We start from the raw sequence: 13,153 nt of genomic DNA on the forward strand, positions 1-13,153 counted from the left end.
TCACCATGGCTTTTCTCGAACTCACCCACATCAAGAAGTCCTTCGGCGACATTCACGTCGTCCATGATTTCAATATGCAAATCGAGAAGGGAGAATTCGTCTCCTTCCTCGGGCCGTCGGGCTGCGGCAAGACGACCGTGCTGCGCATGATCGCAGGTTTCGAAACGCCGACCGCCGGCACCCTGTCGATCAATGGCAAGGACCAGCGGGCGCTGAAACCGAACCAGCGCAATATCGGCATGGTCTTCCAGGCCTACGCATTGTTTCCGAACATGACGGTGCATGACAACGTCGCCTTCGGCCTCAAGGTGGCCGGCATGGCGAAGCCCGACATCGACAAGCGCGTCAAGGAGATGCTGGCACTCATCAAGCTCGATCATCTCGCCGGCCGCTATCCATACCAGATGTCCGGAGGCCAGCAGCAGCGCGTGGCGCTCGCCCGCGCTATCGCCGTCAAGCCGCAGGTGCTCCTGCTCGACGAGCCGCTCTCGGCTCTCGACGCCAAGATCCGTATCTCGCTGCGCGAGGAAATCCGCGCCATCCAACAGCAGCTCGGCATCACCACAGTTTTCGTGACGCACGATCAGGAAGAGGCGCTGTCCATCTCCGACCGTATCGTGGTCATGAATGCAGGCCGCGCCGATCAGATCGGCACGCCGTTCGAAATCTACAACAAGCCTGCAACCCGTTTCGTCGCCTCCTTCGTCGGCACGCTGAATCTGATCGAAGGCAAGGTCGTCGATCCCGACAGTAACCGCATCATGATCGGCGATCAGGGTGTGACCCTGAAGCAGTCGGTGACCGCCTACAAGCCGGGCGATACCGTATCGCTTGCCCTGCGTCCGGAAGCTGGTTCGCTGGCGGAATCGGCCAAGGGCGATACCGCCCTCACGGGCGAAGTCTCCTCGGCACATTTCCTGGGCTCGGTCATCCGCACTCGCATGAATGTCGCCGGCAACACGATTTCCTTCGACATGTTCAACAGCCCGGGAATGATGCCTCCGAGTGTTGGTGAGAAGGTGACGCTGCGCTTCGCCTCTTCCGACCTGCTCGTCATTCAGGACTGAGAAAGAGCCCTCCATCACCGTCATTTTGGAAAATTATTCGCAGGCGCCGGGTCAAAAGCCCGGCGTTTTTCTTTGATTTCCATAAGACAAAGCATCTATAGTCCACGCGTTCTCAGGGCGGGGTGCAATTCCCCACCGGCGGTATGGGGAGTTTCCTCGAGCCCGCGAGCGCCTTCCGGATTTCGGAAGGGTCAGCAGATCCGGTGAGATGCCGGAGCCGACGGTATAGTCCGGATGGAAGAGAGCAAGCAGGATCGCACCTCCTCCGCGAGGGGTGCTGCGATGTTGCGTGTTCGCCCAAGGGATATTTGACAACAACCCTTGAAAGGCAAAATTCATGACCATTTCGATTTCCACCCAACCGAGCCGCATTGCGATCATTCGGGCCCGCTGGCACGCCGATATCGTCGATCACTCGGTCGATTCCTTCGTTGCCGAATGGCAGACAGTCGAAGGCGCGCCGCCGATCGATATCTTCGACGTACCCGGGGCGCTTGAAATTCCGCTGCACGCTCAGACGCTTGCCCGCAACGGCCGTTATTCCGCGATTATCGCCACCGCTTTCGTTGTCGACGGTGGCATCTATCGCCATGAATTCGTCGCCAATACGGTTCTCGATGCCATGATGCGCGTCCAGCTCGATACCGGCGTGCCGATCCTGTCGGCAGTCCTGACGCCGCATCACTTCCAGGAATCGGAAGCGCACATCCAGTTCTTCAAGGAACATTTCATCATCAAGGGCCGTGAAGTCGCCAGCGCCTGCCGCCACATCCTGGCGGAGCGCGGCAAGCTGCTGCCCGCCGTCACAGTTTAAGCTTAGCATGGTGGAGGCGCGGCATCTGCCCGCCTCCATGTCCACCAGAGAGGAAGTCAGTGACCGTCCTACGCATCATCCCGAACCTGCCCGCCGCCGATCCTGCCACGGCCCGTCTTTTCTACCACGACCTGCTCGGCCTCGACATCGTCATGGATCACGGCTGGATCCTGACCTTCGCCTCCGAAGCGGCAACTGTGCCGCAGATCAGCGTCGCCAGCGAAGGCGGTTCGGGAACGCTCGTCCCTGACCTTTCCATCGAAGTCGACGATGTCGACACGCTCTATCAGCGTGCCACCTCCATGGGCTTCGGCATATTGTACGACCTCACGGACGAGCCGTGGGGTGTCCGCCGCTTCTATGTCCGCGACCCCTTCGGCAAGGTCGTCAATATCCTCTCCCACCGCTAATTCAAGCTCGCGGAGAGCCTCAAGACTCCCCCGGGCATTCTCACCGCAGATCGAGATTGAATGTGGTGCGCTCGGCCGGCCAAACCGATTCCGAATAGGTGATCGGCACTCCGTCGGTATCCGCATCCACCTTGCGCGTCACCAGCAGCGGGACGGATTTCGGCTGGCGCAGGATCCGCGCTTCGTCGGCCGTCGGCATACGCGCCTCGATCTCCGTCGATAACCGCTCGTAGTCCGTGACACCGTAGCTGGCGAGCGCCGCCGAAATTGTCGGATGCTGTAATCTAGCCTTGTCGAAATCGGGAAAACGTTCGGCAGGATAATAGGAATCGCCCAATTCCACCGGAATGCCGTCGGCCGTCATGACGCCGCGACGATGGATGACCGGCGCGCCGATTGCGATCTTCAGATAGGCCGCGACGGGTTCGGTCGCCGGCACGATCTCGTGAACGAGCAGCTCGCCGCCCGGTTCGAAACCTTGCTCGATCAGATTTTTGTGAAAGCGGGTGCGTTTCGACAGCGTATAGTCGAGCACTCCCCTATGAACGAAAGTCCCTCGCCCCTGTTCGGCGCGGACCAATCCACGCTGCTCCAAGTGCCCCAGTGCCTGGCGCACGGTAAAACGGCTGACGCCGAAACGCTGCATCAACTCCGGCTCGGTCGGCAATTTCGTCCCCGAGGCGAAAGTCCCGGCGGCAATATCGGCCGCCAGGATCTCGCCGATCTGATGCCAGAGGGCGCTGCCGCCCTTTCGGTCGATGGTCTCCATGTCAAACGCGCTTCTCGATACGGAACAACAGCTTGAATTCGGCCGGATAGCTCAATGCATCGAGAATGCTCGGATAATATTTCCGGTCCTTCGATGCATGCACGAAGCCGTCATAGCCGAAACGCTTGACGGATACGTCGAAGCCAGCCGCAACGAAGGTATCGATGTAATCCTGTGGGGACCGATCTTGCATCGGCGCATTGCTGTTGTTGCCGATCAGCTCGAGCCACTTCGGCCAAAGCGGCATTTCATTGTGGCAGCCGGTCACAGCGTAGTAGACACCGCCGTTGCGCAAGGCTTGGAACATCTGTTCCGCATGCTGTTTCAGCTCCGGCAACAGATAGATGACCTCATAGCTGAAAGCGACATCGAAACTATCGGCGAAGGGCGACAGGTCGGTCTCTACATGAAACTGCAGCGGCATGTTGCCTGCGGCTTCGACGGCAGCAGCCACAGACTCCGAAGCAATATCGATACCGACGCCGCGTCGGAACGGCCGCATGGCATAAAGCAGCCGCAGAAAGCCACCTCGATTGCAGCCGAAATCCAGGATCGTCTTCGAGGAAAAATCGCGCTCCGGCACGGTCTCGATGAAATGCCGCCAATAAGGACTATGGGATTCCGCCATTTTCGTATCGCCCTGCGGATCCTTGTGCCAGGTGGCGTAAGTCGTTGCTGCGTTTGCCATGATGTGCTCGCTGTAGGAGTGGACTGAACTTGAGATAGCTCAGCTTCATGACAGTCACGTGAATTCATCCGGACGACTGGAGTATTTATCTGGTACTTCATGCCAATCGCGATCCCTCTACTGCTCGCAATCCACCATCCATTGCACGCCGAACCGATCCGTCAGCTTGCCGTAGTAGCTGCCCCAAGGCTGAACGGCGAGCGGTGTCGTCACCCTGCCGCCTTCAGCCAATCGGGCAAAAATCCTGTCGGTACTCTCTCGGTCATCCACCATGAGCATATGAGCGGAACCTCGCATCGGCTCGGCATCATGATTGTCAGAGGCGAAGAACAAGACGCCTGGTCCCTCAAAGCGAGCGTGCATTACTCTGCCCCGCATCGCTTCGTTGGCAAGCGGTATCCCTTCCGTACCGTGACGGATCAACAGCGTCACTCGGCCCAGCCCGCAGGCCGTATAGAATGCGAGGGCTTCGTCGCAATGCGTCGTAAAAAACAGATAATTAGCGAGTTGCATTTCCTGCCTCCCTTGTTGTCGAACGAGCGGCCCACTCGGCCGCCCGTATTGATGCCAACTACCTCGTCTCAAGCGCGATGAGCTTGGATCTCAGGCGCTCCAGCGCTCGCAATGGCATTGACCAGATCGGCATTGTTGTAGCTTTGCCCCGCAATGCCCCAGGCACCTTCAGGCGCATAGACTATATTCGACCAGATATGCTCACGCTTGACCCGCCCTTCGGCCGCCCGCTCGACGATATCGGTCGCCCTTGCAATGAAAGCGCGCTTGGCTTCGGCGGTCGCGAGGGCGATTTCGGGCAGCTTGAGTTCGATGAAAGCCGCGGCAACGGGCTTTCCAGCTGCCAGCACATGTGCGGCCGGAAGCACATTGATAGATCCGATGACATTGGCCGTCATGAATTCATTCCCGGTCAAGCCGGCAACGTCGAGGACGGCATCCGTCAATCCGGCAAAAGCTTGCGCCTGCGCTTCGGATGAAAGCAGTCCTTCGGATACGGTGAGCGTAATGGGCATTGGAACATCTCCTTGTTGGACCTGTGGCGGCAATTGATATATACCGATCACTCTTTAACGATACATACCGATCACTCTCTATGCAAGCCATAAAGAATGATCACTCTCAATGGAGGCGGCAATGCGCTATAGCGCCGAACACAAGGAAGAAACACGGACGCGTGTCGTCGCGGCCGCGGGGCAGGTATTTCGCAAGGAAGGCTATGGCGGCGCTGGCATCGATGCTCTGACCAAGGCGGCCGGTGTTACCAACGGCGCCTTCTACGGACACTTCAAGTCCAAGAGCGAAGCGTTTCGCACAGCCGTCGTGGAAGGCTTGCAAGAGCTGCGTCAAGGAATCCTGACACTCAGGGAAAACCAGCCTAAAGATTGGTTGAAGGCGCTTGCCGGTTTCTATCTCGGCTACAAGCGGACCTGCGATCTCGGTGACAGCTGCACGCTGCCGAGCCTTTCCCCCGACGTGATGCGTGCTGACGGTGAAACGCGCGACGCATATACGGCGGAATTGAGAAAACTGATCGCGGATGTCGCTGCCGGTCTGCCGGAACGCACGAACTCTGCCGAGTTAACGACGGAGGATCGTGCGATTCTTCTCCTCGCAACGCTCAGCGGCGGCGTCACCATTGCTCGCGCAGTCTCGGATCCCGCGCTGTCCAGCCATATCGGCAAGGTCATAGAGCGGGCTGCTTTGGTAATAGGAAGTCCCTCAAAGCCGCACGGCGAATGACCGATCGCAACATGCATGAGGCCGGAGCCAGCTGAGACGAAGCTTTCCGCTTCATCTCAGCGCCAATTTACACCCGGATTGCCTTATCGTTCTCATCGAAACGATGCATCTGGTTCGCATCGGGCGTTGCATAAACCATCTCGTCCGGCTCATATTGATGCTCCCCGAAGAGACGCGCAGTGAGAAGGCCGGTGGCCTCGGATTCGAGGTAGATGATCGTGTCCGCGCCGAGATGCTCGACATGGATGACCTTAGCTGCCCAGGTGCCCTGATCGCGCGACAGCGTGATATGTTCGGGGCGAATGCCGACGGTCTTGGCGCCGCTTTCGCCCAGACGCTCAGCCGCGATGAAATTCATCTGCGGCGAGCCGATGAAGCCGGCCACGAAGGTGTTGGCCGGACGATTGTAGAGCTCCATCGGTGAACCGATCTGCTCGATCGCACCGGCATTGAGCACGACGATCTTGTCGGCAAGCGTCATCGCTTCGACCTGATCGTGGGTAACGTAGATCATCGTCGCCTTGAGACTGCGATGCAACCTGGCGATCTCTAGACGCGTCTGCACGCGCAGCGCGGCATCAAGATTCGACAGCGGCTCGTCGAACAGGAAGAGTTCCGGCTCGCGAACGATGGCGCGGCCAATGGCGACGCGCTGGCGCTGACCGCCGGAAAGCTCTGAAGGACGGCGGCCAAGATAGGGCGCCAACGACAACATGCCCGACGCCTTCTCGACCCGGCTGTCGATCTCGGCCTTCGCAGTGCCGGCCTGCTTGAGACCCAAGCCCATATTGTCCTTGACGGTCAGATGCGGATAGAGCGCATAGGACTGAAACACCATCGAGATGCCGCGCTTGGCCGGAGGCGTGACCGTCACATCCTGGCCGTTGATCAGCACGGCGCCGGAGGTCACGTCCTCGAGGCCGGCGATGCTGCGCAGAAGGGTCGACTTGCCGCAGCCTGAGGGCCCGACGAAGATGACGAACTCGCCATCCTTCACCTCGAGATCGATGCCCTTCAGCACATCGTGCGTACCGTAGGCCTTGCGAATGGATTTCAGTTGAAGCGATCCCACAGTCTCTTGTCCTTATAGATAAACGGGCTTGCCGGTGCGCACGCTCTCATCGGCGGCAAGGCATATACGCAGCGATTGAACGGCATCGGCCATATGGCGATTGAGGTCGAGATCCTCGCGGATGGCTTTCAGCATGAAGGCCTGCTCGAAGTCGCAGAGCTCCTGATGACCTGGCTCACCATCCATATGCAGATCCTGATCCGGCCGGATGAATTGGCCGTTCGGCCCTGTCTCGGCGCTATGCAGCCGGATGACCGACGTCTTCGTGTGCATGTCGATATCGTCGGACTTGGCATTCTGATCCATGGCGATCGAGACCGAACCGTTCGGCGACATCACGTCCTTCACGAAGAACGCCGTCTCCGAAATCATCGGACCCCAAGCGGCTTCGTACCAGCCGACCGAGCCATCCTCGAAGATCACCTGCAGATGCCCATAATTATACATATCGGGCTTCACCTCCTGCGACAGCCGCAGGCCCATGCCGCGCACCTCGACGGGCTTGGCGTCGGTGATCTGGCACATGACGTCGACATAATGCACGCCGCAATCGACGATCGGCGAGGTCGTGCGCATCAGTGCCTTGTGCGTCTCCCAGGTCGGGCCGCTCGATTGCTGATTGAGGTTCATGCGGAACACATAGGGACCGCCGAGCTTGCGGGCTTCGGCGATCAGCCGCATCCACGAGGGATGGTGGCGGAGGATATAGCCGATCGCCAGCTTCTTGCCGGCCCTCTTGGCAGCGGCGACAACGCGCTCGGCATCCTCCACCGTAGTTGCCAGCGGCTTCTCGACAAAGACATGGCAACCCGCCTCGAAAGCCATGACGGCGAAATCAGCATGGCTGTCGGAATAGGTGTTGATGGAGCAGAGATCCGGCTTCAGCTCCCTCAATGCCGCCTCGAAATCCGCATGGATCGTATAGCCGCGCAGTTCCTCAGGCAGCTCCGGTTTGGAACGATTGACGAGGCCGACGATCTCGAAACCCGGATTGTTGTGATAGGCCAGCGCATGACTGCGGCCCATATTGCCAAGGCCGGCGACGAGAACGCGGATCGGCTTTTCGGATGAGCTCACTTGACTGCTCCGGATGTAATGCCGCGAATGAGTTGACGCGAAAAGATGACGTAAAGGATGAGGATCGGCAGGATGGCGAGCGTCAGCGCCGCCAGCACCGCATTCCAGTTGGTCACGAACTGGCCGATGAAAATCTGCGATCCGAGGGTCACCGTCTTGGTCGCCTCGCTCGGCGCGAGGATCAGCGGAAACCACAGATCGTTCCAGATCGGGATCATGGTAAAGACGGCAACCGTCGCCATAGCCGGACGGACTAACGGCAGGACGAGGCGGAAGAAGATCGCATATTCGCTGAGGCCATCGATACGGCCGGCATTCTTCAGGTCGTCGGAAACCGTGCGCATGAACTCGGACAGGATGAAGATCGCAAGCGGCAGGCCCTGCGCGGTATAGACGAGGATCAGCGCCGTCAGCGTGTTGACCAGGCCGGCGGCGACCATGCCCTGCAGGATCGCGACAGTACCGAGACGGATGGGGATCATAATGCCGATGGCCAGATAAAGACCCATCACCGTATTGCCGCGGAAACGATATTCCGACAGCGCAAAGGCCGCCATTGCCCCGAACAGCAGCGTCAGGATGATCGAGACGATGGTGACGACGAAGCTGTTCTGAAAATAGGTAAGGAAATCCCCCTGCTTCAGAACGGTGTCATAGCCGATCATGCTGAAGGAGGACGGCGTCGGGACGCTCAAGGGCGCGCGAAAAATCGAGGCGCGATCCTTGAACGAATTGATGACTGTCAGGAACACCGGAAAGATGGCGACGAGCGTATAGGCGATGAGCGCCAGATGCACGAGGCCGGTGCGAAGGGTGGAAGTGCGTGCCTTGGACATGGGTCGCGCTCCTCAGAACTGGTAGCGGCGGATGCGCCGCTGGACGATGAAAAGATAAAAGGACACACCGGCCAGGATGATCAGGAACATCACCGTCGCAATCGTCGCGCCCATCGAGCGATCGCCCAGCTGCAGCTGAAAGCCGAAGAAGACGCGGTAAAGCAGCGTGCCGAGAATATCCGTCGAGCCGTCCGGCCCCGCCAAGGCGCCCTGCACGGTATAAACCAGGTCGAACGCATTGAAATTGCCGACGAAGGTGAGGATCGAGATGATGCCGATTGCCGGCAGCACCAGCGGCAGCTTGATCTTCCAGAACTGGCTCCAGCCGGTGATGCCATCGCATTCGGCCGCCTCGATGACCTCTTCGGGGATGTTGAGCAGTGCCGCGTAGATCAGCATCATCGGGATGCCGACATATTGCCAGACCGAGATCAGCGCGACGGTAATCAGCGCCGTGCTCGGCCTGCCGAGCCACGGGGCGAAGAACGATTTCAGACCGATGACATTCAGAAGCTCGGGCGCAACACCCCAGAGCGGCGAGAGGATTAGCTTCCAGATGAAGCCCACGACGACGAAGGAAAGTAGCGTCGGCAGGAAGATGGCCGTGCGGTAGAAGGCGACAAAACGCAGCTTCGGCAAGGACAGAAGTGCAGCCAGCGCGACACCGATCGGATTCTGCACGCACATGTGGATGGCGAAGAAGATCAGGTTGTTGCGCAGCGCATTCCAGAAATCGTGAGACCAGCGTTCGTCGCCGAACAAAATCTTGAAATTGTTCAGGCCAACGAAGACGGACTGATTGTCGACGACATTGTAAAGCGACAGCCGCAAGGTCTCGATCAGCGGCAGGATCATGACCGCCGTATAGACGACAAAGGCCGGGAATAAGAAGACGAGGATGTGCCAGCGTTTGGAGCGCCTGATCGGCATGACCTCAAGGGCATCTGATGTCGCGGCGTCGCTCATGGCTTTCTGCCTGTTTTTCTTGGCTGCATGCCGACGCAGCAGCTCTAAGGTTCAAATCCACCCGCAGTTACGGCTTATGGCCGAAGTGAAACGGCATCGGGTGTGTCGAATGCAAGGGCGAGGCGATCGCCGGTTCGATTATCAAACAATGAAAAGGGCGAGGAGCCCGCAAGGTCCCTCGCCCGCATGATGCAGCTGTTTACTTGCCGGGCTTGTACCAGCTGTCGAGGCCCTTCTGGAGCTTCTTGGCAGCATCGTCCGGCGTATCCGTGCCGTTGATCACGTTTGCGGATTCGGTCCAGGTTTCATTTTCCAGATTCGGCTTACCGCGCGACAGGATCTGATAGGTAGAACGAACGGTCGACTTGTGATTGTCACGCCAGGAGACGAATTCCTGCGCAAGTGCATCGCTCATCTTTACCGGATGCGAGTTCAGGCTGAAGAAGCCGGGCAGCGAGTTGGCATAGATGTTGGCAAACTCGTCGGAAGCGACCCAGCTCAAGAACTTATTGGCTTCTTCCTGATGCTTGCTCTTCGTGTTCAAGCCGACACCGATATCCGGATGGTCGGAGATATAGGCGGTGTCGCCAGCCTTGGCGACCGGCGGTGGGAATGCACCCATCTTGAACTGCGCCTGGGTGTTGAAGAGAGCAATTTCCCAGGAGCCGGCCGGATAGATCGCAGCTTTGCCGAGCGTGAAGAGGTTCTGACTGTCAGCGTAGCCTTGAGCTTCGAAGCCGTCGCCGAGGTAAGGCTTCCACTTGGCCAGCTCCTTGTAGGGATCGACCCACGGCGCGTCCGTCAGCTTTTCCTTGCCAGCGATCAGAGCCTTACGGCCGTCTTCGCCCTTCCAATAGTTCGGCCCGATATTCTGGTAGCCCATGGTTGCGGCTTCCCACAGATCCTTCGTGCCCATGGCCATCGGGATGTAGGTGCCATCGGCCTTGATCTTGTCGAGGACGGCGAAGAACTCGTCACGCGTCGCCGGCACTTTCAGCCCGAGCTTGTCGAAGGCGTCTTTATTGTAGATGAAGCCGTGGATGACGGACGCCATCGGCACGCAGAATGTCGACTTGCCATCATCGGTCGACCATGCGGCCTTGGCGACAGCCGAGAAGTTTTCCAAGCCCTTAAGCTTGGTGAGATCGGCAAGGTGCTTCTTGTTGAAGAGGTCGAGCGAAGCATCGAACGGACGGCAGGTGATGATGTCGCCTGCGGAACCGGCATCGAGTTTGGCGTTCAGCGATGCGTTATATTCGGTTGGCGCCGTCGGCGAGAAGACGATCTTGATGCCCGGGTTCTTTGCTTCGAAAGCTGGGATGATCTTTTCCTGCCAGATCTGCAGGTCGTCGTTACGCCAGCTTTCTACCGTCAGCGTCACATCGGCCGCATGCGCCAGGCTGACCGAGGTCAGCAGGCTCGATGCAAGAAGCAAGCCTTTCAGAACATTGGTTTTCATTTCCCTCTCCTGTTTTCCGCGCCATAGCAAGGCGCTGTTCTCGATCTGAAATCCGCTGGCCTGTCCGAGGAAACGGTCAGCGCTCCATAGGGACCGCCAATATTGCCGACCCCTCCATGCAAAAGGCTTCAGAGGCTTTGTGCCCGATCGGCCCTATTAATTGCCGTCGCCGCCACCAGACAGAGACACAGCAAGAACCACGCGGGAAAATTATGACGAACGTCGAAACGAGATCCTCCTGATCCCGAACGGCCCGGCGCAACGACGAGATGCACGCCCTTCCGCTTCACTTACCGGCTGTTGTTTTTCTGCCGGCTTTGCCGATGTCCGTTTGCACTGTTCCCTTGCCCCGAATTAAGTCCAAAAAAATACCAATTGTCCAGCCGAATTTAACTTTCTGATACAAAAAGATCGAAGCTCATTATTTTATCTAGGTAATTCAAAGAGATGAAGACAGGCAAAAATGCCTGCCCTGCCTATTGGTAAATGGTATTTTTTTGGTATTGTATGAAAAACGGGGAACAGGCGGCATCCGGAGGCTTGATGGGGCAATTTGCGATTGGTATCGATGGCGGCGGCACGAGTTGCAGGGCGGCTGTCATAGATCATAGCGGGCAGGTGCTCGGCACCGGCAAGGCCGGCGCGGCGAACATCCTCTCAGATCTGGAAAATTCGCTGATTCATATCGTCGCCTCGGCAAAGCAGGCCTTGATCGATGCTGGGCTCACTCCCGAACTGCTACAGGAATTACCGGCCGTCATCGGAACAGCAGGAGCCAATGTCGGCGACTACGGCAAAAAGGTCGAAGGCGCCCTGCCCTTTGCAAGCACACGTGTTGTCACGGATGCGACGACAGCGCTTCAAGGCGCTCTCGGCGACGCCGATGGCGTCATTGGCGCTTTCGGCACCGGCTCAGTCTACAATGCCCGCCGTGACGGCAGGATTTGGGGTATCGGCGGCTGGGGTTTTGTCATAGGCGACCAGGCAAGTGGCGCGCGTCTTGGACGAGATTTGCTCGAGAGAGCTGTCTTGGCACGTGACAAGGTGGCGGCGGGTTCGGCACTGACGGCATCGATCATGGCGGAATACGGCAATGATCCAGAACGGATCGTCGAATTTGCGCACGCCTCCAAGCCCAAGGATTTTGCCCGCTACGCGCCTGTTATCTTCGAATATGCCGGAATGGAGGATGCGGTCGCCATCGACATCGTGAGAACTGCGGCAAAATCGATAACCGAAAGCCTGGATGCGCTGCTTTGGCCGGAATGCCCTTCGATCTGCCTTCTCGGCGGCCTTGCCCAAGCCTATCGCCCCTGGCTTGATGAACGCCATAAGGCGATTCTCGCTGAGCCAAGAGGGGACGTTCTGCGCGGAGCCGTAGAGCTGGCGGCGAAATTGCTGCTGGGTGAAGAGGTACACAGGGCATGACTGAAGATTTGAGCGCGATCTTCTCGCCGGAGCGCCTTTCCGGAGGTGGCACGGGTCCGCTTTACGTCAAGCTACGACGCACACTTGAAGAGGCTGTGAAGGTCGGTAGACTGAAACATGGGGATGCGCTTCCACCTGAGCGCGACATCGCCGAATTTGCCGCGGTCAGCCGTGTCACGGTGCGCAAGGCGATCGACGACCTGGTGGCGGAAGGCATTCTCGTTCGCCGTCACGGCTCGGGTACATTCGTTGCAAAGCCCGTTTCCAAGGTGGAGCAGCGACTGTCGCAACTCACCTCATTTACCGAGGACATGGCGAGGCGCGGGATGACGGCTCGTTCGGAATGGCTGCACAAGGGCATCCATACGCCCTCCCCCGATGAGATGATGATTCTCGGGCTTGCCGCCGACACTCGGGTATCGCGCCTCAGTCGCCTGCGCATTGCCGACGATCAGCCACTCGCGATCGAGCACGCCAGCGTTTCCGGTGAATTCCTGCCGGATCCGTCGGTCGTAACGACATCGCTCTATGCGGAATTGGAAAAGCGCCAGGTACGTCCAGTTCGCGCCGTTCAGCGCATATCTGCGACCAACATGAAAGAGGCCGATGCGGGATTGCTCGGCGTTCCCGTGGGAGCAGCCGGCCTATCGATCGAGCGCATCTCCTATCTCGGTTCAGGCCGCGCAGTCGAATTTACACGCTCGCTCTATCGCGGTGACGCCTATGACTTCGTCGCGGAACTGACGATCGGCGCGAACTAGCTCACACCTGCGAAACCGCAAAAGCCCCAGAATCAAAAAAGGCGCCACCCC

General features: G+C 58.6%; 15 protein-coding genes and 1 riboswitch. Of the genes, 6 read left to right on the forward strand and 9 right to left on the reverse strand.

All coding sequences use genetic code 11. From position 1 onward, the window contains the following. Positions 1-5: 5 nt before the first annotated feature. The 3 genes from RTCIAT899_RS11440 (at position 6) to RTCIAT899_RS11450 (ending at position 2,291) form a co-directional block, all read left to right on the forward strand. Positions 6-1,067 carry an ABC transporter ATP-binding protein gene (locus tag RTCIAT899_RS11440; protein WP_015340398.1) on the forward strand — a complete coding sequence of 354 codons (1,062 nt, stop codon included), beginning with the start codon at positions 6-8 and terminating at the stop codon, positions 1,065-1,067. Positions 1,068-1,171: 104 nt separating this feature from the next. Beyond that, positions 1,172-1,317, forward strand: a riboswitch (FMN riboswitch). Positions 1,318-1,404: 87 nt separating this feature from the next. Then, positions 1,405-1,881, forward strand: coding sequence for a 6,7-dimethyl-8-ribityllumazine synthase (locus RTCIAT899_RS11445; RefSeq protein ID WP_015340399.1), 477 nt, complete (start codon positions 1,405-1,407; stop codon positions 1,879-1,881). Between the two features lie 59 nt (positions 1,882-1,940). Beyond that, entirely contained in the window at positions 1,941-2,291 is a 351-nt protein-coding gene (locus RTCIAT899_RS11450) for a VOC family protein (protein WP_015340400.1), read from the forward strand. A 40-nt stretch (positions 2,292-2,331) separates the two neighbouring features. Here RTCIAT899_RS11450 and phnF read toward each other — a convergent pair whose 3' ends face one another. From phnF to RTCIAT899_RS11470, 4 genes are all read right to left on the reverse strand, one after another. After that, positions 2,332-3,060 carry a phosphonate metabolism transcriptional regulator PhnF gene (phnF, locus tag RTCIAT899_RS11455; RefSeq protein ID WP_015340401.1) on the reverse strand — a complete coding sequence of 243 codons (729 nt, stop codon included), beginning with the start codon at positions 3,058-3,060 and terminating at the stop codon, positions 2,332-2,334. Position 3,061: 1 nt separating this feature from the next. Beyond that, positions 3,062-3,748: a class I SAM-dependent methyltransferase gene (locus tag RTCIAT899_RS11460; RefSeq protein ID WP_015340402.1), complete on the reverse strand. Its 687-nt coding sequence runs from the start codon at positions 3,746-3,748 to the stop codon at positions 3,062-3,064. Between the two features lie 117 nt (positions 3,749-3,865). After that, positions 3,866-4,261 (reverse strand): VOC family protein, encoded by a 396-nt coding sequence (locus RTCIAT899_RS11465; protein ID WP_041677544.1) that lies wholly within the window; start codon positions 4,259-4,261, stop codon positions 3,866-3,868. A 68-nt stretch (positions 4,262-4,329) separates the two neighbouring features. Continuing rightward, positions 4,330-4,776 carry a tautomerase family protein gene (locus RTCIAT899_RS11470; RefSeq protein ID WP_015340404.1) on the reverse strand — a complete coding sequence of 149 codons (447 nt, stop codon included), beginning with the start codon at positions 4,774-4,776 and terminating at the stop codon, positions 4,330-4,332. A 121-nt stretch (positions 4,777-4,897) separates the two neighbouring features. On the opposite strand from RTCIAT899_RS11470, the gene RTCIAT899_RS11475 reads away from it, so the two are divergent. After that, a complete protein-coding gene (locus tag RTCIAT899_RS11475; RefSeq protein ID WP_041677546.1) occupies positions 4,898-5,503 on the forward strand; it encodes a TetR/AcrR family transcriptional regulator in 606 nt (201 codons plus the stop codon). Positions 5,504-5,570: 67 nt separating this feature from the next. Here the strand turns inward: RTCIAT899_RS11475 and RTCIAT899_RS11480 are convergent, their stop codons facing one another. The 5 genes from RTCIAT899_RS11480 to RTCIAT899_RS11500 all read right to left on the reverse strand — a co-directional run bounded on the left by RTCIAT899_RS11480 (position 5,571) and on the right by RTCIAT899_RS11500 (position 10,913). After that, the gene (locus RTCIAT899_RS11480) at positions 5,571-6,575 is read right to left on the reverse strand and encodes an ABC transporter ATP-binding protein (protein ID WP_015340406.1); all 1,005 of its coding nucleotides are present in this window, start codon (positions 6,573-6,575) and stop codon (positions 5,571-5,573) included. A 12-nt stretch (positions 6,576-6,587) separates the two neighbouring features. Then, complete coding sequence (locus RTCIAT899_RS11485) at positions 6,588-7,601, reverse strand: Gfo/Idh/MocA family protein (RefSeq protein WP_210304976.1); 1,014 nt, start codon at positions 7,599-7,601, stop codon at positions 6,588-6,590. Positions 7,602-7,648: 47 nt separating this feature from the next. Next, positions 7,649-8,488, reverse strand: a complete 840-nt coding sequence (locus RTCIAT899_RS11490) for a carbohydrate ABC transporter permease (RefSeq protein WP_015340408.1) — start codon at positions 8,486-8,488, stop codon at positions 7,649-7,651. A 12-nt stretch (positions 8,489-8,500) separates the two neighbouring features. Further along, positions 8,501-9,454, reverse strand: coding sequence for a carbohydrate ABC transporter permease (locus tag RTCIAT899_RS11495; RefSeq protein ID WP_015340409.1), 954 nt, complete (start codon positions 9,452-9,454; stop codon positions 8,501-8,503). 199 nt (positions 9,455-9,653) lie between these two features. Next, positions 9,654-10,913: an ABC transporter substrate-binding protein gene (locus RTCIAT899_RS11500; protein WP_015340410.1), complete on the reverse strand. Its 1,260-nt coding sequence runs from the start codon at positions 10,911-10,913 to the stop codon at positions 9,654-9,656. A gap of 543 nt (positions 10,914-11,456) precedes the next feature. Between RTCIAT899_RS11500 and RTCIAT899_RS11505 the strand changes: the two genes are divergently transcribed. Both RTCIAT899_RS11505 and RTCIAT899_RS11510 read left to right on the forward strand, forming a co-directional pair. Further along, the gene (locus RTCIAT899_RS11505; RefSeq protein ID WP_015340411.1) at positions 11,457-12,341 is read left to right on the forward strand and encodes a glucosamine kinase nucleotide-binding domain-containing protein; all 885 of its coding nucleotides are present in this window, start codon (positions 11,457-11,459) and stop codon (positions 12,339-12,341) included. Beyond that, a complete protein-coding gene (locus RTCIAT899_RS11510) occupies positions 12,338-13,102 on the forward strand; it encodes a GntR family transcriptional regulator (protein WP_015340412.1) in 765 nt (254 codons plus the stop codon). Before RTCIAT899_RS11505 ends, RTCIAT899_RS11510 begins: the two co-directional genes overlap by 4 nt. Positions 13,103-13,153 lie beyond the last annotated feature (51 nt).

Source organism: Rhizobium tropici CIAT 899 (assembly GCF_000330885.1).
Classification (GTDB): Bacteria; Pseudomonadota; Alphaproteobacteria; order Rhizobiales; family Rhizobiaceae; genus Rhizobium; species Rhizobium tropici.